The following is a 26,112-nucleotide window of genomic DNA, read 5'->3' as shown; positions in this document are numbered from 1 at the left end:
TTCTTCCCAGGAAAAGACCTGGCCAGAAATTTAGTTCAAATTTAAATATTGAACCCGAGGGCGCGCATCTGCTCACGTCCGTCGTCGGTGATCTTCTCGGGGCCCCACGGCGGCATCCAGACCCAGTTGAGGCGCCATTCGTCGACGAGGGTCCCGATGTGTTGACCGACCTGCTCCTCGAGCACGTCGGTCAACGGGCAGGCTGCGGTGGTCAGCGTCATGTCGATGAGCAGCGCACCGTCCTCGGCGTAGTGGAGGCCGTAGAGCAGGCCCAGGTCGACGATATTGATCCCGAGCTCCGGGTCGATGACGTCCTTGAGGGCTTCCTCGACATCTTCCAGCGGCGTCTGAGCCGCGGTGACAGCGTCACTCATGGCGCTCTCCTTTCCTTCGAAGTTCTGCGTACGTGCGGTGGTCTGTGGTTCGATCATCTGTGGGGTGCAACACTGGAAGTCAAGGGTCTATGCCCTGCCGCGGGCCTGGACGAGTGCATCGCGCAGCGCCATCCATCCCAGCAGAGCACATTTGATCCGTGCCGGATAGCGTGCCACACCGGTGAAGGCTGAGGCATCTTCCAGCGCCTCCAGACGTGCGCCGTCGAGCTCCTTGCCGCGGGCCGCCATGAGCTCGCGGAAGTAGCCGCCGAGCTCCTCAGCCCGGCTGACCGGCTGATCGATCACGAGCTCGTGCATCACCGAGAGCGAGGCCTGGGAGATCGAGCAGCCCTGGCCGGTCCAGCCGAGCGCCTGGATCCGCTCCCCTGCCGGGTCCAGATGCACCCGCAGGGTGACCTGGTCTCCGCAGGTGGGGTTGATCTGGGAGGACTCGCCGCCGTACTCGGCGAGCTCGCCCTCGCCCTGGCGCACCCGGGCGTGGTCAAGGATGACCTGCTGGTAGAGCTGTTCCATCGCGTCGGCCATCAGCCTCGCCCCGTTCCGGACTCGGCCGTCGAAGCCTGCACGCTGACCGGCGTCTCCGGCGTGGCGAAGAACCGCACGACCTCATGGAGTCCCTCGATGAAGGCCTCGATGTCGGCGACGGTGGTGTAGACCCCTGCCGAAGCCCGTGCGGAGGCGTGGACGCCGAGTCGGCGGTGGATCGGCTGGGCGCAGTGGTGACCCACCCGCACGGCGACCCCGGCGTTGTCCAGCACCTGGCCGACGTCGTGGGGGTGCACGCCCTCCACCTCGAAGGCGACGACGGCGAGCCGGTCGGCCGCATCCTGCGGGCCCAGCACCCGGACGCCGGGCACGGAGGTGATGCCGTCGAGCAGGAGCTGCGTCATCGCGGCCTCATGGGCCGCGACCTGCTCCATGCCCAGCTCGCGCAGGTAGTCGACTGCGGCCCGGAAGCCGACGACCTGAGCCACCATCTGCGTGCCGGCCTCGAAGCGCTGCGGCGGGGGCATGAAGCTGGTGGCCTCCATCGTGACGACCTCGACCATCGACCCGCCGGTCAGGAATGGCGGCAGGTGCTCCAGCAGGTCGCGCTTCCCGTAGAGCGCGCCGACACCGGTGGGACCGACCATCTTGTGCGCCGAGAAGGCCGCGAAGTCGACGTCGAGCGCATGGAGGTCCACCGGCATGTGCGCGGCGGTCTGGCAGGCGTCGAGCACCACGTAGGCGCCGACGGCCCGTGCCCGGGCCACCAGTGCGTCCACATCGGTGATCGCGCCGGTGACGTTGGAGGCGTGGGTGATGGCCAGGACCCGGGTGCGCTCCCCGATCACCGAGTAGGTCTCGGGGTCCAGCCGGCCCTCAGCGGTGACGCCGATCCAGCGCAGCGTGGCGCCGGTCTTCGCCGCCAGCTGCTGCCAGGGGACGAGGTTGGCGTGATGCTCGGCCTCGCTGACCACGATCTCGTCCCCGGGAAGCAGCGCGAAGTGCGCCTGCGCCTCGGGCGAGACGGCCTCGGCCGCAGGGCTGCCGGGGGCGGCGGTCGCGGCGAGGCTGGCGTTGAGGAAGCCATAGGCCACCAGGTTCAGCGCCTCCGTGGCGTTCTTGGTCCAGACGATCTCATCCTCGTGGGCGCCGACGAACTCGGCTACCACGGCGCGGGAGCCCTCGTAGGCCTCGGTGGCCTCCTCTGCGATCTGGTGCGCACCGCGGTGCACCGCTGCGTTGGTCTGCGCGTAGAACGCCGACTCCGCGTCGATGACCTGCTGCGGCTTCTGCGCGGTGGCCCCGGAGTCCAGGTACACCAGGGGCTTCCCGCCACGGACCGTGCGGCCCAGCAGCGGGAAGTCAGCCCGGACGGTGTCTGGATTCAACATGGTTGGCTCAGGCCTGGACCGGTGAGAGGAAGCGGTCGTAGCCGTTGGCCTCGAGCTCGTCGGCCAGCTCGGGTCCACCCTGCTCGGCGACGCGGCCGTCGACGAACACGTGAACGTACTGCGGCGTGATGTAGTTCAGGATCCGCGTGTAGTGGGTGATCAGCAGCGTCCCCATGTCGTTCTCCGAGTGGGCGCGGTTCACGCCGTCGGAGACGACGCGGAGAGCATCGATGTCCAGGCCTGAATCGGTCTCGTCCAGGACGGCGAACTTGGGCTTGAACAGCTCCATCTGCAGGATCTCCACGCGCTTCTTCTCACCGCCGGAGAAGCCTTCATTGACGTTGCGGTTGGCGAAGTCGGCGTCGATCTTGAGCTTCTCCATGGCGCCTCGGACGTCCTTGGCCCAGGTGCGCAGCTTGGGAGCCTCGCCGTCGATGGCGGTCTTGGCGGTGCGCAGGAAGTTCGTCATGGTCACACCGGGGACCTCGACGGGGTACTGCATGGCCAGGAACAGACCGGCGCGGGCGCGCTCGTCCACTGACATCTCGAGCACGTCCACGTCATCGAGCGTGATGGTGCCCGAGGTGACCTTGTAGCGGGGATGTCCGGCGATCGTGGAGGCCAGGGTGGACTTGCCGGAGCCGTTGGGGCCCATGATGGCGTGGATCTCACCGGACTTGATGGTCAGGGTGACGCCTTTGAGGATCTCTTTGGTGCCCTGCTCGGTCTCGATGGAGACGTGCAGGTCCTTGATCTCGAGAGTAGACATTCTTTGCGTGTCCTTTGCTTGGTTCGTAAGTGCTGGTGGTGGAGCGAGCGAGTCGCAGCGGCCGGCAGAGTCGCGGCCAGTGCCTGAGGGAGGCTGGTGCGCCTAGAAGCCAGCGATCTTCAGCTCGTTCTCCAGGTCCTGGTGGATGGTGTCCTCGATCGACTCCACGCCGATGGCCTGGACGATCTCGTTGAGGAAGCCGCGCACCACGAGCTGGCGGGCCTCCTTCTCCGGGATGCCGCGGGCCATCAGGTAGAACAGGTGGTTCTCGTCGAAGCGTCCGGTGGAGGAGGCGTGTCCGGCTCCCTCGATCAGTCCGGTCTCGATCTCCAGGTTCGGGATCGAGTCGGCGCGGGCGCCGTCGGTGAGGATCAGGTTCTGGTTCTTCTCGTAGGAGTCGGTGCCCTCGGCAGCCTTGCGGATCAGCACATCGCCGACCCAGACGGTGCGGGCGTCCTGTCCCTGCAGCGCGCCCTTGTAGAGCACGTTGGAGTTGTTGCGCGGGGAGTTGTGGTCCACGAAGCTGCGGTGTTCCAGATGCTGACCGGCGTCGGCGAAGTAGAGGCCGTACATGGCGGCCTCCGCACCTTCGGCGGCGTAGCGGACGTTGGAGTTCAGCCGGACGACCTCGCCGCCCAGGGTGACCGAGACGTGCTTGTACTTGGCGTCGCGGCCGACCTCGGCGTCCTGCTGGCCCACGTGGATGGCGTCGTCGTCCCAGCGCTGCAGGGAGACCACGGTGACGTCGGCGCCGTCGCGCACGATGACCTCCACGTTGAGGTTCGCGTCGGCGGAGCCGCGGTGCTCCATGACGAAGACCACCTTGGAGTGGGTTCCGGCTTCGAGCACGAGGTGACCGTTGGCCCGGTGACCGGCAGCCTCACCAGTGATGTCGAGGTACACCGGTTCTCTGAGCTCGGTGTCGGCGGCGACGGAGATGTAGTCGGCCTGCGCGGTCTGGCTGTAGCCGACGACGGCGGCGCGATCGGCTGCGGAGAACACGGTGCCGCGCGGGGACTGGGCCTGGGCGAGCTCCGCCTGGGTGACGCCGTCCGCGAGGTTGCGCACCTTCAGCGTGACCGGTGTCTGGGTGGCGGCATCGGAGAGGACGCGGCCGAGCTTCTTCAGCGGCGAGAAGCGCCATTCCTCCTCCCGCCCGGTGGGCACGGCGAAGTCGGCCACGTTCAGGCTGGTGGTGCGGTCGGCGCGGGAGCCGCCGGACTTGGACTTGACGGTGGACTCGCCGAGGCCGCCGTGGGTGTGTTCGGTCTCTTCATGCGCGGTGGCGAGGTTCTCGCCCTCCTCGCTCATGCCTGGGATCGAGATGCGGGCTTCCCCGACCTCGACTCCTGCGACCTGTTCCGCCTGATCGGCGGACGCGGAATTCGTCATGTGTTTCTCTTCCCTTGTTTCTGATGCGCGGATCTGCGATGCGCGGTTCAACGGAGGCTGCCCAATGGGCGGCAGGCCCCAGCCGCCCGGAGTGCGTGACCCCGAGCGGCTGGGTGGACTGCGTCAGCGAGGGCCGATCAGCCGACGGAGCCTTCCATCTGCAGCTCGATGAGACGGTTGAGCTCCAGGGCGTACTCCATAGGCAGCTCACGGGCGATCGGCTCGATGAAGCCGCGCACGATCATGGCCATGGCCTCGTCTTCGGCGAGTCCGCGGGCCATCAGGTAGAAGAGCTGATCCTCGGAGACCTTGGAGACCGTGGCCTCGTGGCCCAGCGTGACGTCGTCCTCGCGGATGTCGATGTACGGGTAGGTGTCAGACCGGGAGATCGTGTCCACCAGCAGCGCGTCACAGACCACCGAGTTCGCGGAGTTCTTCGCTCCCTCGTTGATCTGGACCAGACCGCGGTAGGCGGCGCGGCCGCCGTTGCGGGCCACCGACTTCGACACGATGGTCGAGGAGGTGTTCGGCGCCATGTGGACCATCTTGGAACCGGTGTCCTGGTGCTGACCCTCGCCGGCGAAGGCCACCGAGAGCGTCTCGCCCTTGGCGTGCTCACCGGTGAGGTAGACGGCCGGGTACTTCATGGTGACCTTGGAACCAATGTTGCCGTCGATCCACTCCATGGTGCCGCCGGCGTCGACCACGGCGCGCTTGGTCACCAGGTTGTAGACGTTGGTGGACCAGTTCTGGATGGTGGTGTAGCGAACGCGGGCGTTCTTCTTCACCACGATCTCCACCACTGCGGAGTGCAGCGAGTCGGAGTCGTAGATCGGAGCGGTGCAGCCTTCGATGTAGTGGACGTAGGAGTCCTCGTCCGCGATGATCAGGGTCCGCTCGAACTGGCCCATGTTCTCGGTGTTGATGCGGAAGTAGGCCTGGAGCGGGATCTCCACGTGCACGCCCTTCGGGACGTAGACGAAGGAGCCGCCGGACCACACCGAGGTGTTCAGCGCGGCGAACTTGTTGTCGCCCACGGGGATGACCGAGCCGAAGTACTCCTCGAAGAACTCGGGGTGCTCCTTCAGCGCCGTGTCGGTGTCCATGAAGATGACACCCTGCTCCTCGAGATCCTCGCGGATCTGGTGATAGACCACCTCGGACTCGTACTGGGCTGCGACGCCGGAGACCAGACGCTCACGCTCGGCCTCGGGGATCCCGAGCCGCTCGTAGGTGTTGCGGATGTCCTCGGGAAGGTCTTCCCAGGTCTTCGCCTGCTTCTCGGTGGAGCGCACGAAGTACTTGATGTTGTCGAAGTCGATGCCGGAGAGGTCTGCGCCCCACATGGGCATGGGCTTGCGCTGGAAGTACTTCAGGCCCTTCTTGCGCAGCTTGAGCATCCACTCTGGTTCGCTCTTCTTGGAGGAGATGTCCTCCACGACCGACTCATCGATGCCACGCTTGGCGTTGGCTCCGGCGCTGTCGGAGTCCGACCAGCCGTATTCGTAGGAACCGATGCCCTGGAGCTCGGGGTTGCGCTCCAGGATGTCGGAGGTGACCCCCTGGTCCTTTTCGCGCTGGATCTGCTCGGTCATGACAACCTCTCTTGTTGACGGGGGGAGATGACGATTCGCTTTCGTCCGCCGCTGACCTTGCGCGACTGATGTGTCGCACCGTCTGCGGCGCTGATCTGTAGTTCCGCCTCGGCATGTGCCGCGGCGCGGGCCCGCTGCTCGGCGGCGAGCTTCTCGCGACCCACAGGGACGTGGGTGGTGCAGACATGGGCACCGGCCGCCTGGGTGGAGAGCCGCCTGACATCGACGTCGAGCAAGCGGGAGATCATATCGGTCTCCTCCTCACAGAACACCGGATGGGCCGCGGCTATTTCCCGGATCGGGCAGTGACCCTGACACAGCTGCGTGGACTGCATGGCCAGAAGCGGGTTGTCTCGGCCCACCAGGCGGGTGAAGCCGGCGAAGCCCTCCTCGTTGAAGAGCTCGGAGAGCCGGTCGGTGCGCGCATCGAGGTCCTGGATCTGACCGAGCTCCGCCTCCCAGCGCTGCTCGAACCCGGCGAAGTACTCGCGGGCCAGCCCGGCGGCCGCATCGGGCGCAGCCTGCTCGTCCTGGGTCTCGCTGTCGTCTTGCAGCAGCGTCAGAGCGGTCTGCACCAGACCGAGGTAGTCGTCGCCCATGGTGCGCTGTCCGCGCTCGGAGACGACATAGCGGCGGGAGGGACGGCCGGCGCCGCGACGACGCGTGGTGACGTTCTTGACCTCGAGGATTCCCTGTTCGGTCATGGCGTCGAGGTGACGGCGCACGGCGGCGGCGGTGAGCTGCAGCTCGCTGCCCAGAGCGGCGGCACTGATCGGGCCTTCCTCGACCACCAGCTGCAGGACCCGCTGGCGAGTGGTGCTCTCCGCCTCGCGGATCATCTCGCCGGGGGCGATCGGTTCAGCGGTGTCCACATCGCGTGACTGAGCAGCTGCAGAGGCAGACTCGGAAGCGGTGGAATACATGACCCTATTCTGACCTATTCAGAACAAAGCCGCCAGCAAGGTGCACCTAAGTCGACCGAGACCTTCCCCACGGGGCCTCCGACGCTGACCCCGGATCCCAGACCCTCGACCCTGCCGATTCAGACCTCTCCGAGCCCTGCTCCGCGTCGCATGCGGTCGGCGCAAACTTCTACGCGGTGTAGAAATGTAGACTGGTGAAGTGCCCCAGCATCCACCCTGTCTGACCCTGCGCCACGTGCGCTATGCCGTCGGCTCAGCTCGAAGCCCCCAGGGACTCAAAGAGATCCTCCGGGGCGTGGACCTCACCGCTCGATCGGGCGAGGTCACCGTCCTGCTCGGACCCAACGGCGCCGGCAAGACCACCACGCTCAGCTGCGCCCAGGGTCTGCTGCACCCCTCACAGGGCAGCGTCGCGCTGCTGGGCCAGGATCCCTTCCGCGCGGGCGCCGAGCTCCGCGCCCGGGTCGGCGTGATGCTCCAGGACGGCGGCATGCCGCAGTCGGTCCAGCCCCACGCCCTGCTCAAGCACGTGGCCTCGCTGCACCAGCGCCCCTGGCCCGTGGCGGATCTGGTCTCTCGTCTCGACATGGGCGACTTCATGCGCACCTCGATCCGCCGGCTCTCCGGGGGGCAGAAGCAGCGGGTCGCGCTGGCCGCCAGCCTGCTCGGACGACCCGAAGTGGTGTTCCTCGACGAGCCCACCGCCGGGCTGGACCCGCAGTCCCGGCAGACCGTCTTCGCGCTCATCGATGAGCTGCGCGAGATGGGGATGGGGATCATCCTGACCACGCACCTGCTCGAGGAGGCGCAGAAGCTCGCTGATTCGGTCTTCATCCTCAAGGGCGGCGAAGTCGTGCGGCACGGTTCCGTGGCAGAGCTCACCGGCGCGGCAGCAGGTGCAGCGGGCTCAGACGGCGCCGCGCGGCGCATGGTCTTCACCGCGTCCCGGACGCTGACCCGGGCAGAGATCGGCAGCGCCCCGGTGAGCATCGAGCTCGACGGCGGCACCGACAACGCTCCGGGCGCGGCGTGGATGACCCCGAGTCTGTCCGGGCCGAGCCAGCTGCGCGAGCTCGCCGCCTGGTGGGAGCTGATCGACATGATGCCCATGGAGGTCCGGATGGAAGCCCGCACGCTGGAAGACGTCTTCTGGGAGGTCTCCGTCTCGTGACCGCCCTCCATGCTCCACTGGCCCCTGCCCCGCGTCCGGCGATGCGCCGGATCCTCTCGCACGGGCTCTATGAGACCCGCAACGTGCTGCGCAACGGCGAGCAGCTGCTGGTCTCGCTGATCCTGCCGCTGCTGGTGCTCTTCGGCGCCCACCGCCTGGAGCTGATCACCTCCGCCGCCACCCCCAGCATCGACGTCATCACTCCCGGTGTGCTCGCACTCGCGGTGATGGCCTCTGCCTTCACCGGCCAGGGCATCGCGACCGGCTTCGAGCGTCAGTACGGCGTGCTGGCCTACCTGGCCACGACTCCGCTGGGCGCCACGGGGCTGATCCTGGGCAAGGCGATCGCGGTGCAGGCGGTGGTCGCCGTGCAGGTGCTGGTGATCGGCACCGCCGGCCTGGTCCTGGGGTGGAACCCGGACCCGGTGGGCCTGGTGTGGCTGGGCGTCGTCGTCGTCCTGGGCGCCACCGCGTTCACCGCACTGGGACTGCTCCTGGCAGGCACCGTGCGCGCCGAGGCGACGCTGGCGCTGACCAACGTCGTCTGGGTGCTGCTCGGCGCCGCGGGCGGCTCGGTTTTCCCGCTCGACCACGACGGCGCCGGCGCGCTGCTGCTGCTCCTTCCCTCTGCGGCGCTGGGCGAAGGTCTGCGCACCGCCGCGCTGGAGGGATCGTTCCCTGTTCTCGAAGCTCTGATTCTGTCGGGGTGGGCCGCACTGGCCGTCCTGGCCGCACGAAGGTGGTTCAACTGGCGATGAAATTCCCCATGAATGCGATTGAGACCTTTCGCACCAACCTGCCCACCCGCATCACCCGGGTCACCAAGGTGCTCGCCTGGGCGACGCTGATCAGCAACATCGGCATCATCCTCACCGGTGGTGCGGTCCGGCTGACCGCCTCAGGTCTCGGCTGCCCGGAGTGGCCGCGCTGCACCCCGGAGTCCTGGGTCGCGACCCAGGAGATGGGCCTGCACGGAGCCATCGAGTTCGGCAACCGACTGCTCACCTACGTGCTGGTGCTGATCTGCGCACTGATGTTCTTCGCGCTGCTGCGCCTGCGTCGCAGCCACCGCCCGCTGTTCCGGATGAGCCTGGTGATCCTCGCCGGGATCCCGCTGCAGGCGGTCATCGGGGGCATCACCGTGTGGACGAACCTGAACCCCTGGATCGTGGCGCTGCACTTCCTGCTCTCGGCGGCGCTGGTCATGATCGCCACCATGCTGCTGAACCGGATCCGGCTGGAGCTGCGCTCCGCGAAGGACGCCTCCCAGCGTGACGGGGTCCCCGGGATCCGGATGAGCCACGGCGGCTCCGACGCGGTGACCTCCGCCATGGCCCCGGTGATCCTGGTGGCCACATGGGTCTCGGTGTTCCTCGGCACAGTGGTGACTGGCACCGGACCCCACGCCGGGGACCCCGGCTCGCCCCGGCACCTCTTCGACCCGGACCTGGTGACCCGGATGCACGTGGTGCCGGTCTACGTGCTGTGCTTCGCCGCGATCGCGCTCGTGGTGCGCCAGTACCGGATCAGCACGGCCCCGAATCAGCGCCGCTCCGCATGGGGTCTGATCGCGGTCGTCATCGCGCAGGGGGTCATCGGCTACGTCCAGCACTTCACCGGGCTGCCGGTCATCCTGGTGGGGCTGCACATGCTGGGCTCGGCGCTGCTGGTGGTCACCGCCACCGCGGTCTTCGACAGCTACCGCGCCCGATACGTGACCCGCGGACTCAGCGCCGTGACGGCTCAGGCGGCCGCGCGGCAGACCGAGCCTGCACCGAGCGCCTGAGCCGCCCGGCGCTCAGCGCAGACGACCCAGCAGGCGCAGCGCCTCGTCGAGGTCGCGGGACTCTGCGGCCGGCACCGCTTGGACGTGGGCGACCCTCAGCCGGGGGTCCAGCAGGAAGCTTCTCCGGAGCGCCGCACCCTTGGTCGCATCGAAGGCCCCGTAACGCTGCGCAATCTCCCCATGCGGCCAGAAGTCGCTGACCAGATCGAAGGGCAGCTCGCGAGACTCGATCTGAGCGAAGTCGGTGGTGGTGTCCGTGGTGGAGTCGGCGGCGAGCATCTGGGCGTAGGCGCGCAGCGCGTGCATCGGGTCGCAGCTGATCGCCAGCACCCTCGCGCCCGAGGCGCGGACAGCGTCCTGGCGCGCCATCAGTGCCTGCAGCTCGGAGCCGCAGACCCGGCTGAAGGCAAAGGGATAGAACATCAGCAGCACGGGGGACCCGGCGAGCCGCGCAAGCTCGATCACCTCGCCATGGTGGGTCCGCCCGGAGAAGCCGGGCGCCTGCTCCCCTGCCACCGGGAGCGGCGAGTCGGTCACTGCTTCTTGCGCCCCATCAGGCGGGTCGCGGCCCAGTGGGTGCTCACGCCGGCCGAGGAGGTCACATGCAGACCGGCATTGGGCGCCGCGTCCTGGATCTCCACCGGCGCCACATAGCCCTCACGGCCCGAGCGCGGGGTCAGCAGCCACAGCACGCCGCCCTCGTCGAGGGTGCCCAGGGCATCCACCAGCGCATCGGTGAGATCGTCGTCGCCGTCTCGGAACCAGACCAGCACGGCGTCGACGACTTCCTGGACGTCCTCGTCAAGCAGCTCCTCATCGAGAAGGTCCTCCAGACGGTCGCGGAAGTCGTCGTCGACATCCTCATCCACACCGATCTCCTGGACCAGCGAGTCGGGCTTGAGCCCCAGCTCCTGGAGCAGGTCGCCGAGCGAGACAACATTGGTTCCGGCGTCGTTCTTGTGGTCCGTCGAGATGCTCGACTGACCCTCGGCTGCAGAAGCCTGACTCACCTGAGGTTCCCTTCCCATTCATGAACGTCTGAAGCGCAGCTCCCACCGAAGGAGGGGGCTGCCACCAGCAACGTTACGCGGACCCCTGTCGGTTCGGGAAGTACGACACCACCCGAGCGGGTAGAGTTGAGCTTAAAATCGGCCGCTGATCAACCTGTGGCAGATGACCTCGTGGGTCCCGCCCGTGGAACATCCTTGTCCGCGGACCGCATGGCCCAGACCCCTTACCCCTTGAGAGGTGACCCGTGAGCGCTGGTGAAGAGAACTCCCATATCCGCAGCGGACTGACGAACCAACTTCCGGACCTTGATCCGGAGGAGACCCAGGAATGGCTGGAGTCTTTTGACCAGCTCGTGGAATTCCACGGCACCGAGCGCGCGGAGTACATCGTGCGCTCCCTGCTGCAGCGAGCCGGCGCGAAGTCCATCGAGGTTCCGATGGTCACCACCACGGACTACGTGAACACCATCCCGGTGGACCAGGAGCCCGACTTCCCCGGCGACGAGGAGATGGAGCGCCGCGTACGCCGCATCCTGCGCTGGAACGCCGCGATCATGGTGCACCGCGCGCAGCGCAGCGACATCTCCGTGGGCGGACACATCTCCTCCTACGCGGGCGTGGCCACCCTCTACGAGGTGGGCATGAACCACTTCTTCCGCGGCGCCGACCACCCGGGCGGCGGAGACCAGGTCTTCTTCCAGGGCCACTCCTCCCCCGGCAACTACTCCCGCGCCTACCTCGAGGGGCGCCTCACCGAGGAGCAGCTCAACGGCTTCCGCCAGGAGTACTCCAAGGCCCCCAACGGCCTGAGCTCCTACCCGCATCCGCGGCTGATGCCCGAGTTCTGGCAGTTCCCGACCGTGTCCATGGGCATCGGTCCGATGAACGCCATCTACCAGGCGCAGTTCAACCGCTACCTGCACAACCGCGGCATCAAGGACACCTCCGACCAGCAGGTCTGGGCCTTCCTCGGCGACGGCGAGATGGACGAGCCCGAATCCCGCGGCCTGCTCCAGCTCGCGGCCAATGAGAAGCTCGACAACCTGAACTTCGTGGTCAACTGCAACCTGCAGCGCCTCGACGGTCCCGTGCGCGGCAACGGCAAGATCGTCCAGGAGCTCGAAGCCTTCTTCCGCGGCGCCGGCTGGAACGTCATCAAGGTCCTCTGGGGCCGCGAGTGGGACGAGCTGCTGGACCAGGACGACGACGGCGAGCTCGTCCGGGTCATGAACGAGACCCTCGACGGCGACTACCAGACCTACAAGGCCGAGTCCGGCGCGTTCGTCCGCGAGCACTTCTTCGGCCGCTCGGCCAAGACCAAGGAGCTCGTCTCGGACATGTCCGACGACGACATCTGGAACCTCAAGCGCGGCGGACACGACTACAAGAAGGTCTACTCCGCCTACAAGGCCGCCACCGAGTTCAGCGGCAAGCCCACCGTGATCCTTGCCCAGACGGTCAAGGGCTACGGCCTGGGACCGAGCTTCGAGGGACGCAACGCGACCCACCAGATGAAGAAGCTCACCGTCGATGATCTCAAGCGCTTCCGCGACACCCTGCGGATCCCGATCAGCGACGAGGAGCTCGACGCCGATCCCTACAACGTCCCGTACTACCACCCGGGCAAGGACTCCGACGAGGTCAAGTACACGCTTGAGCGTCGTGCGCACCTCGGCGGGGCCGTGCCCGAGCGCCGGACCGCGGGCGAGGGCCTGACCCTCCCCGAGGCCAAGACCTACGCACAGGCGAAGAAGGGCTCCGGCAAGCAGAAGGCCGCCACCACCATGGCGCTGGTCCGGCTGCTCAAGGACCTGATGCGAGACAAGAACATCGGTCACCGGATCGTGCCGATCATCCCGGACGAGGCGCGCACCTTCGGCATGGACTCGTTCTTCCCGACCGCGAAGATCTACAACCCCAAGGGACAGAACTACATCTCCGTGGACCGCGAGCTGATGCTGGCGTACAAGGAGTCCCCGCAGGGTCAGATGATCCACCCCGGCATCAACGAGGCAGGCGCCACCGCAGCGTTCACCGCCGCCGGCACTTCCTACGCCACCCACGGCGAGACGATGATTCCGTTCTACATCTTCTACTCGATGTTCGGCTTCCAGCGCACCGGTGACTCCTTCTGGGCCGCCGCTGATCAGCTGGCCCGCGGCTTCATCATCGGCGCCACCGCCGGGCGCACCACGCTCGCCGGTGAGGGTCTGCAGCACCTCGACGGTCACTCCCCGCTGCTGGCGGCGACCAACCCCGCGGTGAAGCATTTCGACCCGGCCTTCGGCTACGAGATCGCCCACATCATGGAGAACGGCCTCTTCGAGATGTACGGCGATCACGACGGCGATCACGACGTCATGTACTACCTCACCGTGTACAACGAGCCCGTCCAGCACCTTCCCGAGCCCGAGGGCCTGGACGTCGAAGGCGTCAAGCGCGGCATCTACAAGCTCTCCAGCTCCGAGCAGGACGGCCCCAAGGTGCAGCTGCTCGCCTCCGGCGTCGGTGTGCCGTGGGCCAAGGAGGCCGCGGAGATCCTCGCCGAAGAGTGGGGCGTCTCGGCCGACGTCTGGTCGGTCACCTCGTGGAACGAGCTGCGTCGCCAGGCCCTGCACGTGGAGCAGTCGGCGATGCTGGATCCCGAGCGCGAGCCCGAGGTTCCTTTCGTGACCCAGCAGATGGAGGGAGCCGAGGGTCCGATCATCGCGACCACCGACTTCGCCACCCAGGTCCCGGATCAGATCCGGCAGTTCCTGCCGAACCGCTTCGCGACCCTGGGCGCCGACAACTTCGGCTTCTCGGACACCCGCGCGGCTGCTCGTCGACACTTCAAGATCGACGCCCACTCGATGGTGGTGCGCGCTCTGCAGATGCTCGCCGACGACGGCGCGGTCGACGCCTCGGCCCCGGTCGACGCGATGAAGAAGTACGATCTCGGCAACGTTCGCGCCGGCACCTCCGGTGAGGCCGGCGGCGACGCCTGATATCCGACGCCCCACCTGAGGGGCATGCACCATGAACACCCAGCGGGGGCCCGGAGCATCAGCTCCGGGCCCCCGCTGCGTCTGCCGAGACGCCGCGCACCAGGGACTTTCAGGCCGGCGAGGTTTGTAGGGATCACACAACTGGCGGGGGGACCTCCACACGCTCTAGGCTCCAGAGCATGACTGCATCCGCTCCGACGACGCCCGGGCCCGTACCGGTCTCCTGGGAGGCCCTGGAGGTGCTCCGCTCCGACGCGGGCAACCTCACCCATGAGGTCAACTGCTACCTGGAGGAGACGCTCACCTGGTATCGCCACCTGAGCACCGATGAACGAGCGTCGCTGCGACTCATCGCCCAGCGCGGCATCGGCGGTCTGATCAGCTGGCTGGAGAACCCGACGTCACGCTCGCTCCCGCTGGTCAACGAGCTCCTCGGCAGCGCGCCGACCGATCTGATGCGCACCATCTCGCTGCAGCGGGCGCTCCAGCTCATCCGCAGCATCGTCGATGCGGTGGAGCAGCGACTGCCCGGACTGGTGCCACAGCAGGATCAGCAGCTGATGCTCGAGGCGGTGCTGCGGTACTCCCGTGAGGTCGCCTTCGCGATCGCCGATGTCTACGCACGTGCCGCAGAGTCCCGCGGCGCCTGGGACTCCCGCCTGGAGGCACTCCTGGTGGATGCGGTGCTGCGCGGGGAGCCGGCAGAACAGATCGCCTCTCGCGCCGCGGCCGTCGGGTGGCGCAGCCAGGAGGGCGTGGTCGTCGTCGTCGGTGAGGCTCCGGAACAGGCCGACGCGGTCTTCATGTCCCAGCTGCGACGTCAATGCATCAGATTCTCCGCCGACGCGGTGGTCGGAGTCCACGCGGACCGGCTGATCCTGCTGCTGGGCCGGGTGACCGACCTGGCCGAGGGGCTCGAGCGGATCCTGCCCCGTTTCGGACCGGGCCAGGTGGTCTTCTCCAGCTTCGAAGGCTCGATCAGCCAGGCACATGGCAGCGCGCAGTCGGCCTTCACCGGATTCACCGCCGCCGGCGCCTGGACCTCCGCACCACGCCCGGTGGCCGCCGCGGATCTGCTTCCCGAGCGCGCCCTGTGCGGGGACGAGACCGCGAAGTCCGTCCTGCGCGAGAGCATCTTCGAGGTGCTCCGCGCAACCGGCAACGGGCTTCTGGAGACCGTGACCGCCTACCTCGAGGCCGGACACTCCCTGGAGGCCACCGCGCGGGAGCTCTTCGTCCACACCAACACCGTGCGCTACCGGCTGCGCCGCGTCACCGACATCACCGGCTGGGACCCCGTCGTTCCGCGCGACGCCTACGTGTTGCAGACCGCGCTGGCCGTCGGGCGGCTGTGAACGCGCGTTGTAGGGTATCTACAAAGGCCACGGTGGAGCTTGGTGAGCCCATACCCCGTGAAAACCACCCGCAATATGGGAAGTTGGACTTGTGCTTGCCATAGTTTGCCCCGGACAGGGGTCCCAGACCCAAGGCTTCCTCGCGGAGTGGATCAGCGACGAGGCCTCCCGCGCCACACTCGACGCCTACTCCCAGCACTCAGGGACCGATCTGGTCACCCACGGAACGGTCTCTGACGCGGAGACGATCCGGGACACCGCCGTCGCCCAGCCGCTCATCGTCGCAGCATCCCTGCTCAGCGCCTCCGCACTGGACCTCACGGCGCTGGATCCCGACCGGGTCCTCTACGCCGGACACTCCGTGGGCGAGGTGCCCGCCGCCGTACTGGCCGGGGTGCTCACGAGTGCGCAGGCGCTGGAGTTCATCAAGGTCCGCGCCACCTCCATGGCCGCCGCGGCAGCCGCCGTGCCCACCTCCATGGCCGCCGTCGTCGGCGGTGTCGAGGAGGATGTCCGCCAGTCGATCGCCGACGCCGGACTGACCCCTGCCAACGCCAACGGCCCGGGCCAGATCGTCGCCGCCGGGGAGCTGGACAAGCTTGCGGCCCTGGAGGCCAACCCGCCGGCTCGGGCCCGGGTGATCCCGCTGACCGTGGCCGGCGCCTTCCACACCGAGTTCATGGACTCGGCCCAGCGGACACTCGCCGTGGCCGCGGCCGGCTTCGAGGTCGCGGATCCCCGGCACCGGCTGATCTCCAATCGCGACGGCGACTACGTCGCCGACGGGGCCGAAGTGCTGCAGCGCCTGGTGGACCAGGTGACCCGTCCGGTCCGTTGGGACCTGTGCATGGAGACCATGGCGCAGGCCGGCGTCACCGGGGTGCTGGAGCTGCTGCCCGGAGGCACCTTGACCGGTCTCGCCAAGCGCGGACTCAAGGGTGTGAAGTCCCTGGCCGTCAAGACTCCCGCCGACATCCCCGCCGCCCAGGAATTCATCGCCGAGCATGCGGGTTGAGCGGAAGGGCCCGTTGGTGAAGGCCTCAGACATCTTCTGCGCAGGCGGCATCGCCGCGCAGCTATCCCCAATGATCCATAAAGGACGTGCCTGACGTGACTGTCGCATTGAACCAGCCCACCGCCGTGGCGGGCACCCGTGTCATGGGCCTGGGCGCCTATCGTCCTGAACTCGTGATCGACAACGAGCAGATCTGCCAGTGGATCGACTCCTCCGACGAGTGGATCCAGCAGCGCACCGGCATCAAGACCCGTCATCGTGCACCCCGCGACGTCTCCGTGGTCGACATGGCCGAAGGCGCCGCCCGCGAGGCGCTGGAGCACGCCGGGATCTCCGGCGATCAGCTCGGCGGAGTCATCGTCGCGACCGTGACCCACCCCTTCGCCACGCCCTCGGCGGCCGCTGATCTCGCACACCGCCTGGGCGCCACCCCCGCCGCGGCCTTCGACATCTCCGCGGCCTGCGCCGGCTACTGCTACGGCATCGGCCAGGCCGATGCCATGGTCCGCTCCGGGCTGTCCTCCTACGTCCTGGTCGTCGGTGTGGAGAAGCTCTCCGACTTCATCGACAACCACGAGCGCACCATCTCCTTCCTCCTGGGCGACGGCGCCGGGGCCGCGATCATCGGCCCCTCCGAGGATCCGGGCATCTCACCGTCGATCCTCGGCTCCAACGGCGAGAAGTGGGAGGCCGTGGCCATGGACAGCACCCTGCTGAACTTCCGCGACGCGCTGGCCCGAGCCCGCGAGACCCAGGACGCCACCGAGCTGCTCGACGCGGAGAACCGCTACTGGCCCACCCTGCGCCAGGACGGTCCCACCGTGTTCCGCTGGGCTGTCTGGGAGATGGCGAAGGTCGCCCAGCAGGCACTGGATGCCGCAGGCATCACCGCCGATGACCTCGTGGCCTTCGTCCCGCACCAGGCGAACATGCGCATCATCGACGAGATGGTCAAACAATTGAAGCTTCCTGAGCACGTCAAGGTCGGGCGGGACATCGCGGACGCGGGCAACACCTCCGCCGCCTCGATCCCCCTGGCCATGCATCGGCTGCTCAAGGAGAACCCAGAACTCTCCGGCGGTCTCGCTCTGCAGATCGGCTTCGGAGCCGGACTGGTCTACGGCACGCAGGTCATCCGGCTGCCGTAGCCGCGGGCCCGGGACTGCTGCGCAGATCCGGGACAGATTCACCACGACCCCCAAGAACCACCCACAGAAAAGGAGTCGCCGATATGGCTGACAAGAACGAGATCCTCGCAGGCCTGGCAGAGATCGTGAACGAAGAGACCGGCCTCGAGGTCGAAGAGGTCCAGTCGGACAAGTCCTTCACCGAGGACTTGGACATCGACTCGATCTCCATGATGACCATCGTGGTCAACGCAGAAGAGAAGTTCGACGTGAAGATCCCCGACGAGGAGGTCAAAAACCTCGCCACCGTCGGCGACGCCGTTGACTTCATCGCCAACGCACAGGGCTGATCCAGCCCCGCATCGGGCGGGAGGGCTGCGGCGCATCGCCGAGCCCTCCCTTCCACTCCCCCACCTGCTGTCCCACTTTCATTGAGGTAGATCCATGACACGTCGTCTTGTCATCACCGGTCTCGGCGCCACCACCCCCATCGGCGGCGACGTGCAGACGCTCTGGACCAACGCGCTGGCCGGCACGCCAGGTGCGAAGACCCTTGAGCACGACTGGGTCGAGAAGTACCAGCTGCCCGTCACCTTCGCGGCCGAGGTCACGATCGAACCGGCCGAGGTGCTGGCGCGACCGGAGACCCGCCGGATGGACCGCTCCACCCAGCTGGGCATGGTCGCCGCCCGGCAGGCCTGGGAGGACGCCGGACTCGGCCGCCCGGGCGATGAGGGCTACGACCTGGACCCCGAGCGGGTCGCGGTCTCCTTCGCCACCGGCATCGGCGGCGTCTGGACGCTGATCGACAGCTGGGACACCCTGCGCGAGCGCGGCCCGCGCCGCGTGATGCCGATGACTGTGCCGATGCTGATGCCCAACGGCGCGGCCGGGGCGATCAGCCTCGATCTGGGCGCCCAGGGCGGGGCACGCACTGCGGTCTCCGCCTGCGCCTCCGGCGTCGAGGCCCTGGACGTGGCCCTGGAGATGCTGCGCAAGGGCGACGCCGACGTCGTCCTCGCCGGCGGCACCGAGGCGGCCATCCACCCGCTGCCCATGGCGGCGTTCGCCTCCCTGCAGGCCCTCTCGAAGCGCAACGACGACCCTGCCTCGGCGTCCCGGCCCTATGACCTGGACCGCGACGGCTTCGTCATGGGCGAAGGCGCCGGCGCTCTGGTGGTCGAGACCGAGGAGCACGCCAAGGCCCGCGGCGCGACGATCTACGCCGAGCTCGCCGGATCCGCGATCACCTCCGACGCCCACCACATCACGGCCCCGGACCCTGAGGCGCTGGGTGCCTCCCGCGCGCTGCGCCGCGCGCTGGAATCGGCAGGTGCTGAACTGAGCGACGTGACCCATGTCAACGCCCACGCCACCTCTACGCCGGTCGGGGACAAGCCCGAGTATGCGGCGCTGAAGTCGGTGTTCGGGGATCACCTCGAGAACATCTGCATCTCCGCGACCAAGTCCCAGACCGGGCACCTGCTCGGAGCCGCAGGGGCCGTGGAATCGGTGCTGACGGTCAAGGCGCTGCACGAACGGCGGGCTCCGGTCACCATCAACCTGGACAGCCAGGATCCCGAGATGCCGCTCGACGTGGTGACCGGATCCCCGCGTGACCTCGCAGACAAGCAGCAGGTGGCGCTGTGCAACTCCTTCGGCTTCGGCGGGCACAACGCCGTGGCGGCCTTCCGCTCGTACTGAGCGCCTCTGCCCGGATGCGCCCTGGGCGTGAGCGCAGACAAAGACCCCCGGTCAGGATCCTGAGGGATCCCGGCCGGGGGTCTTTGCTTGTTCACGGAGAGTATCTGCCGCACCGGGAAGCGATGGTCCGCGGGAAGGGGCTCTGCGCGGCGAGACTCTGTTCTGCGACTGCACTGGGAGGGCGGCAGCGCGCTGGGCTGCGGCCGGGCGGTGGAGGGCGCTCAGCCGGTCAGCCGTCGACCTGGGCTCAGCTGACGACCTGCTGAAGCCAGTGGACGGGTGCGCCTTCTGCTGCGTGGCGGAATGATTCGAGCTCTTCGTCCCAGGCCTCGCCGAGGGCGAGGGAGAGCTCCTGGTAGACCACCGACGGGTCACCGGCGCCCATCTCGTAGGCGTAGCGGATCCGATCCTCGGACACCACGATGTTGCCGTGCACGTCGGTGGTGGCGTGGAAGATGCCCAGCTCAGGAGTGTGCGACCAGCGTCCGCCGTCGCAGCCGGGCGAGGGGTCCTCGGTCACTTCGAACCGGAGATGATTCACGGCGCGCAGGGCTGAGGCCAGGGTGGCGCCCAGGCCGGCGGGACCCTCCCAGGAAAGCTCCGCACGGAAGTCTCCGGGCGCGGCGGGCTGGGGGTGCCATGTGAAATCCACGCGCGCGTCCACCGCCGATGACACCGCCCATTCAACATGCGGGCAGAGCGCGGCGGGCGCCGAATGGATGTGAAGCACACCTCGGGCCGTATTTTTCGACATATCCATCCTCCACTGTGCTGTTGGTACGTCTTCCCCTACGACCAGACAGCAGCCAGATGGCTGATGGTTGTGATGCTCTGTCCAGGTTAACACCTCGGGCGACGAGCATCACTACTGATGTTAACAGATCCAGGTCAGATCGCCTGCTCAGGCGCGGGGATGAGCCTGCCCGTAGGCGTCGCGCAGCCTGTCGATGGTGACATGGGTATAGAGCTGGGTGGTGCTCAACGAGGCGTGGCCCAGCAGCTCCTGGACCGTGCGCAGATCCGCACCGCCCTCCAACAGATGGGTGGCGGCCGTGTGGCGCAGCGCGTGCGGCCCACGGGCTGCGGTGGTTCCGAGCCGGGTGAGCTCCTCGTCGACGACGCGGCGGACCGTGCGCACATCGATCCGGCCCCCGCGACGGCCCAGGAAGCAGGCGTGTCCCGAGGCCGCTGTGGCCAGTGCGCTGCGTCCATCGTCGAGCCAGCGCCCCAGCGCGGTCTCCGCCGGCACGCCATAGGGGACGATCCGCTCCTTGTTGCCCTTGCCGAGCAGCCGCACCATCCGGCGCCCGGTCTCGAAGGAGGACAGGTCCAGTCCGCTCAGTTCGGAGACCCGCATGCCGGTGGCGTAGAGCAGCTCGACCATCGCCGCGTCCCGCAGCCTCATCGCGTGAGCCACCGGATCGGGTTCGGCCGCCTGAGCGTCCTCCTGCGCTGCTCCCGCAAGGTGACTGGTGAGCTGCTCCACGTGCTGATGCTGCAGCACATCGGGGAGGTGGTTGCTGCGCCGGGCGGTCCGCAGCCGGACAGACGGGTCCTCGGGCAGGTGACCGCGGCGATGCGCCCAGGCGGTGAAGGCCCTCACGGAGGCGGTCTTGCGGTTCAGCGTGTTCCGGGAGAGTCCTGCTTCGTGCAGCTCCCCGAGCCAGCTGCGGATGCCGGCCAGACTGAGCTCCTCCAGCGGCCCGCGATGCCGGGCGAGCTGCACCAGGTCGCTGCGGTAGGCGCGGATGGTCTGGGCGGAGAGGCCGCGCTCGTGGCGGAGATGATCGATGAACGCCGTGATCAGCTCGGGTTCATCCGAAGCGGCGGGTTCTGCTGATCGATCCTGCACGGGGGCCATGGCGAAAGTCTACGACCGCCGGGCGTCCCCGCAGCGCCGCCCGGATCTCATGTCCGTCCCCACTGTCCGTTGACGTCTCTGGCGTGGCCAGAGCGCTGAAGCCGGGTCAGTTCGGCGAGGACCTTGGGCAGCGGCAGACCCGCGACCGCCGAGAGCTTGCCCGGCGCGCTCAAGCCTCGTCTGGGAAGGGCATCGAAGAGCAGCCGCTGGGCCTCGTTGAGCCCGTCCTGCGGGAACTCCCGCCCGGCCGGCACAGGGAGTTCGGGGTGGCTTGCTGCTCGGGAGTCGGACTCCGCGACGCCGACGAGCGCAGGGATGTTCGGTGGCGTCCCGTCGGGACCGGACCCCTCGCTGCTCCCTGCTGGTGGGCCACCGGTGACCAGACTCAGCACGTCGGCCGCGTCACGGACCAGCTGGGCGGGGGTCTCCCGCAGCAATCGGTGGCAGCCGGCTGAGGAGGCGGAGAAGACGCTTCCGGGCACCACCCCGACCTCTCGGCCCAGCGCAAGTGCATGGTGAGCGGTGTTCTGCGCCCCGCTGCGCCAGCGCGCCTCGGTGACCACGGTGACCATGCCAAGTGCGGCGATGAGACGATTACGCTGCAGAAACCGATGCCGCGTGGGCGCCGATCCAGGCGCCATCTCGCTGAGCAGCAGCCCGTTGAAGGCCACGTCTCGCAGCAGGCCCTCGTTGCCGGCCGGATAGAACCGGTCCAGTCCTCCGGCCATGACGGCGATCGTCGGCGCGGTGCGGGCGTTCTCCGCCGCGGACGACGCTCTGTGGGACCCCGATCCTGGCGCCGAGCCGGAATCGGGGTCCGGGCCTGCGCGCAGGGCCGCTCGGTGTGCCGCGGCGTCGACCCCGTAGGCGCCGCCGGAGACCACGCAGAGTCCCGCGCGCACGAGGTCTTCGGTGAGCTGGGCAGTGACCCGGAGGCCGTAGTCGGTGGTCTCCCTGGACCCCACGATGGCCACGGTCCGGTTCGGCCCGGGGAGTCGTCTCAGCGACACGTGGTCGGCTTCCTCGAGACCCCCGCGGAACCAGAGCGCCACAGGGGCCGAGGGGCCGAGGTCCTGAAGCTGCTGCGGCCAAGCAGGGTCCTCCGGCGTCAGGACGCCCCCGCCCAGTCTGCGCATCGCGGCGATGTCCGCGGCGCCGTGGAGCTGACCACAGCGAGTGCGCCATCGCGCGAGACCGACCCGAAGATCGCGCTGTCGCGGTCCCATTCCCGCTGACTCTGCGGCCTCCGCGAAGCTCTGCCGCTCCGAGCCGGAGGGGACGTGCTCGGAGGTGATCAAGGCGTGCAGCTGGGCTGCGCCGAAGCACTCCAGCGCGAGGCCGCCGAGCAGGTCCCCGGGTTCGATCAGGCGAGACAGGTCGGCGCGGATGATCCGCTCCGGGTCAGCGGTGAGCGTGGGTACGCGTCTCGGAGCATCATCGGGTGCGCATGTGGAGCTCTGCTGCGGTGCGTGGGTCGATGGTGGGTGGGTCGATGGGACGTGGGGTGGGTCGTGTGTCATCGTATCTCCTGGATTCACGGGGTCTGCGACCTCTGGCGCAGCTGCAGGGCGGCGTCGACCTCATCGACGCCTGGGCGGTCTTCATCCATGAGGTCGGCGATGGTCCAGGCCAGTCGGAGCACACGCAGGTATCCCCGCAACGAGATGGACGCGCGGTCGAGTGCCGCGTCGATATCTCGGGTGGCCCCGGCGGGAAGCTTGAGCTCTCCGGTCAGCAACTGCAGCGGAGCCTGCGAATTCGTCCGCAGTCCCCACTTCTGCAGGCGCTGCGCCTGCCTCGTGCGCGCGGCCAGGACCCGCGCGCGGACCTCGGCGGAGCTCTCCCCCGGTGGTCCGAGTGCTGCGGCGGCCGATCGAGGCCGGTCCACCTGGATCTGCAGGTCGATGCGGTCTAGAAGCGGTCCAGAGAGACGCGCCATGTAGTTGCGTCGCTGGGCCACCGAGCATCGACAACGCGTGCCGGAGCCCACGTTGAGACCGCAGGGACAAGGGTTCGCAGCCAGCACAAGCTGGAATCGAGCGGGGTAGGTCACGCTGCCGGCAGATCGGTGCAGCGAGATCCTCCCGGTCTCCAGGGGCTGGCGCAAGGCATCCAACGCATGGCGTGGAAACTCGGGAGCCTCATCGAGGAAGAGCACTCCCTGGTGCGCCCGAGTCACGGCGCCGGGCCGGGCGATCCGGGATCCACCGCCGACGATCGCCGCCATCGAGGCGCTGTGGTGCGGGGCCTGGAACGGAGGGGTCCGGCGCAGCCTCGTCACCGTGCGCGGATCCGCTGAGATCGACTCGATCGCGGTGGCCTCCATGGCGGCCTGGTCGTCCAGCGGCGGCAGGATGCCCGACATCCGCTCCGCGAGCATGGTCTTGCCCGCGCCCGGAGCACCGATGAGCAGAAGGTGGTGGCCACCGGCTGCCGCAAGCTCCAGCGCGAACCGGGCCTCCTCCTGGCCGCGCACCTCAGCGAGGTCTGGGCCGGGCTCACTGAGCGGCAGCTCGCCGTCGCTCCCCAGACTCGGCGCACCCGTTCGCTGCTGCACTGGCCGATGCTGAACTGGTCGATGCTGCGCAGAATCTGGCTGGTCAGTGCGCTCCGTTGCGGAGACGGACTCCTCTGACCTGTGTGCAGACCAGCGTTCGACCCCGGGCGACTCGCGAACCAGAGGTTCGAGCGCCGCGGACGCGAAGGAGGTCGCGACCTGCCCCACATGGGATGCTGCGAGAACCTCCATGCCCGGCACCAGGGCGGCCTCCTGGGCGTTCTCGACGGCGACCACCACGGTCTGGGCGCCGGCGGCCTGCGCCGCCGCGACAGAGGGCAGCACGCCGCGCACCGGTCGGAGTCGCCCGTCCAGGCCCAGCTCCGCGAGGAACACGACCTCGGCGGTGCCGCGAACCTTCCCGTCGGCAGCCCAGGCGCTCATCAGGATGGCGAGGTCGAGCACCGAGCCGGACTTCGGCAGCGATGCCGGGAGCAGGTTGACGGTGAGCCGGCGTGCGGGGAGATCGATCCCGGTGTTCTTCGCCGCGGAGCGGATCCGGTCCTGGCTCTCCCGCAGTGACGCGTCGGGCAGGCCCAGCAGGATGAACGCGGGCAGGGCCCGGCCGATGTCAGCCTCCACCTCGATCAGGTGTCCGTCCATGCCGAAGAGCACCACCCCACGGGCGCGACCCATGCTCATCAGCCGACGTCCTTGAGATGCTCCACGCCGCGGATCAGATGCTCCGCAGCGTGTGCCGCCGAGGCGCCGCTCAGCACCACGGCGACCACGTCCACCCGGCGCTGTTCGTGCAGCCGGTGCTGGGCGGCGCAGTACTCGAGCAGCAGCCGGTGCACACGGGCAAGCTTCGGTCCCGTGATCGCCTAGAAGGGGTGGCCGTAGCCGTTGCCGCGACGGGTCTTGACCTCCACCGCCACCAGTTCGGCGCCGTCCCGGGTGATCAGGTCGAGCTCACCGCGCGCCCCGCGCCATCGGCGTTCCAGGATCTGATGTCCCTGCCGGGACAGATACTCGGCCGCGATCTCTTCCCCGACGATGCCCGTGACGTCCTTGGCTCGCATCTGCGCTCCTCTCGTGGAAGCACCAGCATCGGACACGTCGCGAGGACACGGCGGCGACTCTCGTGTGCTGTGCAGGACCGGCGCAGAGAGGGGCGGCAGATCTCAGTTGGGGCAAACTGCGCCAGATGACGGCCCGGGGGTGGATGTTGCGCCGGCAATGGATCAGACGCCCGGGACCGGATCAGACGCCGAGGTTCCAGCTGAGCCGGTGCTGAGCGGTGACGCCGAGCTCCAGCAGCGCGCTGCGATGGCCCTGGGAGCCGTAGCCGCGGTTGGAGTCCCACCCGTACCCGGGGTGCTCTGCGGCGAGCTCCTCCATCAGCCGGTCCCGCTCCAGCTTCGCCAGCACCGAGGCGCAGGCCACCGTGAGCGCCTTGATATCGGCCTTGACCATGGTCTGCACGCGGGGTGAGGCCCCGTGGGTGAGCCAGTCATGGGACCCGTCCAGGATCACGGCGTCCAGGGGTCTCCCGAGCTCGACCTCTACCGCGTTGAGTCCGGCCAGTCCGGCAGCGCGCAGCGCCCCATTGATCCCCAGGGAGTCGATCTCCCGCGGCGCCCGGTGCTGGACGCTGTAGGCGGCGGCGTGTTCACAGATGTGCGGGTGCCAGCGCTGCCGCGCCTTGGCGCTGAGCAGCTTGGAGTCCCGCACGCCGTCGAGCTGGGAGCAGACTCCGCTGCTCGTCGGCGTCTGCGCGAACACCGGGGAGGCGAGGTCGAAGACCACCACGCCGATGCTCACCGGACCGGCCAGGGCGCCCCGGCCGACCTCGTCGATCCCGGCGATGTAGCGGACGTTGCGCTGCGCGGCGATGGCCAGCTCGGGCAGCAGCGTGGCGTTCTCAGGCATCAGCGCGTGACTATGGCGGAACGGGTGCTCACGGGGCGGGGACCGACTCGAACGGGTCGCGCTCGGTCCCGCCGTCGCCGAAGTTCTCGAGCGGCCAGATCACCGCGCTGGATCGACCGATGACGTCGTCCAGCGGCACGGCTCCCATATCGGGCTCATCCACGTGAGACCGTGAGTCGGCGGAGTTCCCGCGGTGATCCCCGAGCAGCCAGACGTTGTCCTCCGGGACGGTCACGGCGAACTCGCCCTCGCTGGGGACGTCTCCGGGGAAGATATAGGGCTCCTCGATGGGTTCGCCGTTGACCAGGATCCGTCCCTGGTCATCGCAGCACTCGACCTCATCTCCGCCGACGCCGACCACGCGCTTGACCACATAGTGCGAGGAGGTGTCGGGCATCAGGCCGAAGAAGATCATCGTGTCCTGGAAGGCGTTCGTCTCGACCTGGGTGCCGGCGCCCCACCACTGGCGGGTGTCTTCGAAGACGACGACGTCGCCGCGCTCCACGTCCATGACCTGGGGCGCCAGCAGGTTCACGATGATCCGGTCATCGACCTGCAGGGTGGGCTCCATCGACTCGGAGGGGATGTAGAAGGCACGGAACAGGAAGGTCTTGACCACGAAGGAGATGACCAGCGCGAACACCAGGATCGTGGCGATCTCGATCAGGAAGGCGGCCACCGGGTGTCGGGCCTCACGGGCCTGCCGACGTCGCTCG

26 protein-coding genes are annotated in these 26,112 nt (G+C 68.2%); 9 read left to right on the top strand and 17 right to left on the bottom strand.

The window, feature by feature from the left end:
• Positions 1 to 41: 41 nt before the first annotated feature.
• The 7 genes from ACHAA4_RS00675 to ACHAA4_RS00645 all read right to left on the bottom strand — a co-directional run bounded on the left by ACHAA4_RS00675 (position 42) and on the right by ACHAA4_RS00645 (position 6,951).
• The gene (locus ACHAA4_RS00675) at positions 42 to 374 is read right to left on the bottom strand and encodes a metal-sulfur cluster assembly factor (protein ID WP_106121711.1); all 333 of its coding nucleotides are present in this window, start codon (positions 372 to 374) and stop codon (positions 42 to 44) included.
• 87 nt (positions 375 to 461) lie between these two features.
• Positions 462 to 920, bottom strand: a complete 459-nt coding sequence (sufU, locus tag ACHAA4_RS00670) for a Fe-S cluster assembly sulfur transfer protein SufU (RefSeq protein WP_435772280.1) — start codon at positions 918 to 920, stop codon at positions 462 to 464.
• Positions 920 to 2,272, bottom strand: a complete 1,353-nt coding sequence (locus ACHAA4_RS00665) for a SufS family cysteine desulfurase (protein WP_435772279.1) — start codon at positions 2,270 to 2,272, stop codon at positions 920 to 922. The genes sufU and ACHAA4_RS00665 overlap by 1 nt, the downstream gene beginning before the upstream one ends.
• Positions 2,273 to 2,279: 7 nt before the next feature.
• Positions 2,280 to 3,041 carry a Fe-S cluster assembly ATPase SufC gene (sufC, locus tag ACHAA4_RS00660; protein WP_435772278.1) on the bottom strand — a complete coding sequence of 254 codons (762 nt, stop codon included), beginning with the start codon at positions 3,039 to 3,041 and terminating at the stop codon, positions 2,280 to 2,282.
• 102 nt (positions 3,042 to 3,143) lie between these two features.
• Positions 3,144 to 4,433: a Fe-S cluster assembly protein SufD gene (gene sufD, locus ACHAA4_RS00655; RefSeq protein ID WP_435772277.1), complete on the bottom strand. Its 1,290-nt coding sequence runs from the start codon at positions 4,431 to 4,433 to the stop codon at positions 3,144 to 3,146.
• A gap of 137 nt (positions 4,434 to 4,570) precedes the next feature.
• Entirely contained in the window at positions 4,571 to 6,028 is a 1,458-nt protein-coding gene (sufB, locus tag ACHAA4_RS00650; RefSeq protein ID WP_435772276.1) for a Fe-S cluster assembly protein SufB, read from the bottom strand.
• Entirely contained in the window at positions 6,025 to 6,951 is a 927-nt protein-coding gene (locus tag ACHAA4_RS00645; protein ID WP_435772275.1) for a helix-turn-helix transcriptional regulator, read from the bottom strand. The genes sufB and ACHAA4_RS00645 overlap by 4 nt, the downstream gene beginning before the upstream one ends.
• A gap of 199 nt (positions 6,952 to 7,150) precedes the next feature.
• Between ACHAA4_RS00645 and ACHAA4_RS00640 the strand changes: the two genes are divergently transcribed.
• From ACHAA4_RS00640 to ACHAA4_RS00630, 3 genes are read left to right on the top strand one after another with little or no spacing between them, the layout of a single operon-like run.
• Positions 7,151 to 8,122, top strand: coding sequence for an ABC transporter ATP-binding protein (locus ACHAA4_RS00640; protein WP_435772274.1), 972 nt, complete (start codon positions 7,151 to 7,153; stop codon positions 8,120 to 8,122).
• A complete protein-coding gene (locus tag ACHAA4_RS00635) occupies positions 8,119 to 8,880 on the top strand; it encodes an ABC transporter permease (protein ID WP_435772273.1) in 762 nt (253 codons plus the stop codon). The genes ACHAA4_RS00640 and ACHAA4_RS00635 overlap by 4 nt, the downstream gene beginning before the upstream one ends.
• Before the next feature lie 8 nt (positions 8,881 to 8,888).
• The gene (locus ACHAA4_RS00630) at positions 8,889 to 9,908 is read left to right on the top strand and encodes a COX15/CtaA family protein (protein WP_435772272.1); all 1,020 of its coding nucleotides are present in this window, start codon (positions 8,889 to 8,891) and stop codon (positions 9,906 to 9,908) included.
• A 12-nt stretch (positions 9,909 to 9,920) separates the two neighbouring features.
• Here the strand turns inward: ACHAA4_RS00630 and ACHAA4_RS00625 are convergent, their stop codons facing one another.
• On the bottom strand, positions 9,921 to 10,445 hold the full coding sequence (locus ACHAA4_RS00625; RefSeq protein WP_435772271.1) for a redoxin domain-containing protein: 525 nt from the start codon (positions 10,443 to 10,445) through the stop codon (positions 9,921 to 9,923).
• Entirely contained in the window at positions 10,442 to 10,918 is a 477-nt protein-coding gene (locus tag ACHAA4_RS00620; protein ID WP_435772270.1) for a DUF3052 family protein, read from the bottom strand. The genes ACHAA4_RS00625 and ACHAA4_RS00620 overlap by 4 nt, the downstream gene beginning before the upstream one ends.
• 245 nt (positions 10,919 to 11,163) lie before the next feature.
• Here ACHAA4_RS00620 and aceE point away from each other — a divergent pair, with 245 nt between their 5' ends.
• The 6 genes from aceE to fabF all read left to right on the top strand — a co-directional run bounded on the left by aceE (position 11,164) and on the right by fabF (position 19,106).
• Positions 11,164 to 13,905 (top strand): pyruvate dehydrogenase (acetyl-transferring), homodimeric type, encoded by a 2,742-nt coding sequence (gene aceE / locus ACHAA4_RS00615; protein ID WP_435772269.1) that lies wholly within the window; start codon positions 11,164 to 11,166, stop codon positions 13,903 to 13,905.
• Positions 13,906 to 14,084: 179 nt separating this feature from the next.
• Complete coding sequence (locus tag ACHAA4_RS00610) at positions 14,085 to 15,260, top strand: PucR family transcriptional regulator (RefSeq protein ID WP_435772268.1); 1,176 nt, start codon at positions 14,085 to 14,087, stop codon at positions 15,258 to 15,260.
• A gap of 91 nt (positions 15,261 to 15,351) precedes the next feature.
• Positions 15,352 to 16,275, top strand: a complete 924-nt coding sequence (locus tag ACHAA4_RS00605) for an ACP S-malonyltransferase (RefSeq protein ID WP_435772267.1) — start codon at positions 15,352 to 15,354, stop codon at positions 16,273 to 16,275.
• Between the two features lie 143 nt (positions 16,276 to 16,418).
• The gene (locus ACHAA4_RS00600) at positions 16,419 to 17,423 is read left to right on the top strand and encodes a beta-ketoacyl-ACP synthase III (RefSeq protein ID WP_435772960.1); all 1,005 of its coding nucleotides are present in this window, start codon (positions 16,419 to 16,421) and stop codon (positions 17,421 to 17,423) included.
• Positions 17,424 to 17,506: 83 nt separating this feature from the next.
• On the top strand, positions 17,507 to 17,752 hold the full coding sequence (locus ACHAA4_RS00595; RefSeq protein WP_192594854.1) for an acyl carrier protein: 246 nt from the start codon (positions 17,507 to 17,509) through the stop codon (positions 17,750 to 17,752).
• A 94-nt stretch (positions 17,753 to 17,846) separates the two neighbouring features.
• Positions 17,847 to 19,106, top strand: a complete 1,260-nt coding sequence (gene fabF / locus ACHAA4_RS00590) for a beta-ketoacyl-ACP synthase II (protein ID WP_435772266.1) — start codon at positions 17,847 to 17,849, stop codon at positions 19,104 to 19,106.
• Positions 19,107 to 19,353: 247 nt separating this feature from the next.
• Here fabF and ACHAA4_RS00585 read toward each other — a convergent pair whose 3' ends face one another.
• The 8 genes from ACHAA4_RS00585 to lepB form a co-directional block, all read right to left on the bottom strand.
• Complete coding sequence (locus ACHAA4_RS00585; protein WP_435772265.1) at positions 19,354 to 19,860, bottom strand: DUF3145 domain-containing protein; 507 nt, start codon at positions 19,858 to 19,860, stop codon at positions 19,354 to 19,356.
• A gap of 147 nt (positions 19,861 to 20,007) precedes the next feature.
• Positions 20,008 to 20,967 carry a tyrosine recombinase XerC gene (locus tag ACHAA4_RS00580; RefSeq protein WP_435772264.1) on the bottom strand — a complete coding sequence of 320 codons (960 nt, stop codon included), beginning with the start codon at positions 20,965 to 20,967 and terminating at the stop codon, positions 20,008 to 20,010.
• A gap of 47 nt (positions 20,968 to 21,014) precedes the next feature.
• Positions 21,015 to 22,487 carry a DNA-processing protein DprA gene (locus ACHAA4_RS00575; RefSeq protein WP_435772263.1) on the bottom strand — a complete coding sequence of 491 codons (1,473 nt, stop codon included), beginning with the start codon at positions 22,485 to 22,487 and terminating at the stop codon, positions 21,015 to 21,017.
• 14 nt (positions 22,488 to 22,501) lie between these two features.
• On the bottom strand, positions 22,502 to 24,166 hold the full coding sequence (locus ACHAA4_RS00570; RefSeq protein ID WP_435772262.1) for a YifB family Mg chelatase-like AAA ATPase: 1,665 nt from the start codon (positions 24,164 to 24,166) through the stop codon (positions 22,502 to 22,504).
• Positions 24,166 to 24,321: a hypothetical protein gene (locus ACHAA4_RS00565; protein ID WP_435772261.1), complete on the bottom strand. Its 156-nt coding sequence runs from the start codon at positions 24,319 to 24,321 to the stop codon at positions 24,166 to 24,168. The genes ACHAA4_RS00570 and ACHAA4_RS00565 overlap by 1 nt, the downstream gene beginning before the upstream one ends.
• 27 nt (positions 24,322 to 24,348) lie before the next feature.
• Complete coding sequence (locus ACHAA4_RS00560; protein ID WP_435772260.1) at positions 24,349 to 24,546, bottom strand: YraN family protein; 198 nt, start codon at positions 24,544 to 24,546, stop codon at positions 24,349 to 24,351.
• A 181-nt stretch (positions 24,547 to 24,727) separates the two neighbouring features.
• The gene (gene rnhB, locus ACHAA4_RS00555; RefSeq protein WP_435772259.1) at positions 24,728 to 25,396 is read right to left on the bottom strand and encodes a ribonuclease HII; all 669 of its coding nucleotides are present in this window, start codon (positions 25,394 to 25,396) and stop codon (positions 24,728 to 24,730) included.
• A gap of 28 nt (positions 25,397 to 25,424) precedes the next feature.
• Positions 25,425 to 26,075: a signal peptidase I gene (gene lepB / locus ACHAA4_RS00550; protein WP_435772258.1), complete on the bottom strand. Its 651-nt coding sequence runs from the start codon at positions 26,073 to 26,075 to the stop codon at positions 25,425 to 25,427.
• Positions 26,076 to 26,112 lie beyond the last annotated feature (37 nt).

The sequence above is a fragment of the Nesterenkonia maliinae genome (assembly GCF_051262655.1).
GTDB lineage: Bacteria > Actinomycetota > Actinomycetes > Actinomycetales > Micrococcaceae > Nesterenkonia.
This window is presented reverse-complemented; position numbering and strand designations above follow the sequence as displayed.

What these genes read in the sequence shown, in the direction of transcription:
- ACHAA4_RS00675 (WP_106121711.1), bottom strand. Translation starts at nt 374, where the DNA reads ATGAGTGACGCTGTCACCGCGGCTCAGACGCCGCTGGAAGATGTCGAG.
- sufU (WP_435772280.1), bottom strand. Translation starts at nt 920, where the DNA reads ATGGCCGACGCGATGGAACAGCTCTACCAGCAGGTCATCCTTGACCAC.
- ACHAA4_RS00665 (WP_435772279.1), bottom strand. Translation starts at nt 2,272, where the DNA reads ATGTTGAATCCAGACACCGTCCGGGCTGACTTCCCGCTGCTGGGCCGC.
- sufC (WP_435772278.1), bottom strand. Translation starts at nt 3,041, where the DNA reads ATGTCTACTCTCGAGATCAAGGACCTGCACGTCTCCATCGAGACCGAG.
- sufD (WP_435772277.1), bottom strand. Translation starts at nt 4,433, where the DNA reads ATGACGAATTCCGCGTCCGCCGATCAGGCGGAACAGGTCGCAGGAGTC.
- sufB (WP_435772276.1), bottom strand. Translation starts at nt 6,028, where the DNA reads ATGACCGAGCAGATCCAGCGCGAAAAGGACCAGGGGGTCACCTCCGAC.
- ACHAA4_RS00645 (WP_435772275.1), bottom strand. Translation starts at nt 6,951, where the DNA reads ATGTATTCCACCGCTTCCGAGTCTGCCTCTGCAGCTGCTCAGTCACGC.
- ACHAA4_RS00630 (WP_435772272.1), top strand. Translation starts at nt 8,889, where the DNA reads ATGAATGCGATTGAGACCTTTCGCACCAACCTGCCCACCCGCATCACC.
- ACHAA4_RS00610 (WP_435772268.1), top strand. Translation starts at nt 14,085, where the DNA reads ATGACTGCATCCGCTCCGACGACGCCCGGGCCCGTACCGGTCTCCTGG.
- ACHAA4_RS00600 (WP_435772960.1), top strand. Translation starts at nt 16,419, where the DNA reads ATGGGCCTGGGCGCCTATCGTCCTGAACTCGTGATCGACAACGAGCAG.
- ACHAA4_RS00595 (WP_192594854.1), top strand. Translation starts at nt 17,507, where the DNA reads ATGGCTGACAAGAACGAGATCCTCGCAGGCCTGGCAGAGATCGTGAAC.
- fabF (WP_435772266.1), top strand. Translation starts at nt 17,847, where the DNA reads ATGACACGTCGTCTTGTCATCACCGGTCTCGGCGCCACCACCCCCATC.
- ACHAA4_RS00585 (WP_435772265.1), bottom strand. Translation starts at nt 19,860, where the DNA reads ATGTCGAAAAATACGGCCCGAGGTGTGCTTCACATCCATTCGGCGCCC.
- ACHAA4_RS00580 (WP_435772264.1), bottom strand. Translation starts at nt 20,967, where the DNA reads ATGGCCCCCGTGCAGGATCGATCAGCAGAACCCGCCGCTTCGGATGAA.
- ACHAA4_RS00575 (WP_435772263.1), bottom strand. Translation starts at nt 22,487, where the DNA reads ATGACACACGACCCACCCCACGTCCCATCGACCCACCCACCATCGACC.
- ACHAA4_RS00570 (WP_435772262.1), bottom strand. Translation starts at nt 24,166, where the DNA reads ATGAGCATGGGTCGCGCCCGTGGGGTGGTGCTCTTCGGCATGGACGGA.
- ACHAA4_RS00560 (WP_435772260.1), bottom strand. Translation starts at nt 24,546, where the DNA reads ATGCGAGCCAAGGACGTCACGGGCATCGTCGGGGAAGAGATCGCGGCC.
- rnhB (WP_435772259.1), bottom strand. Translation starts at nt 25,396, where the DNA reads ATGCCTGAGAACGCCACGCTGCTGCCCGAGCTGGCCATCGCCGCGCAG.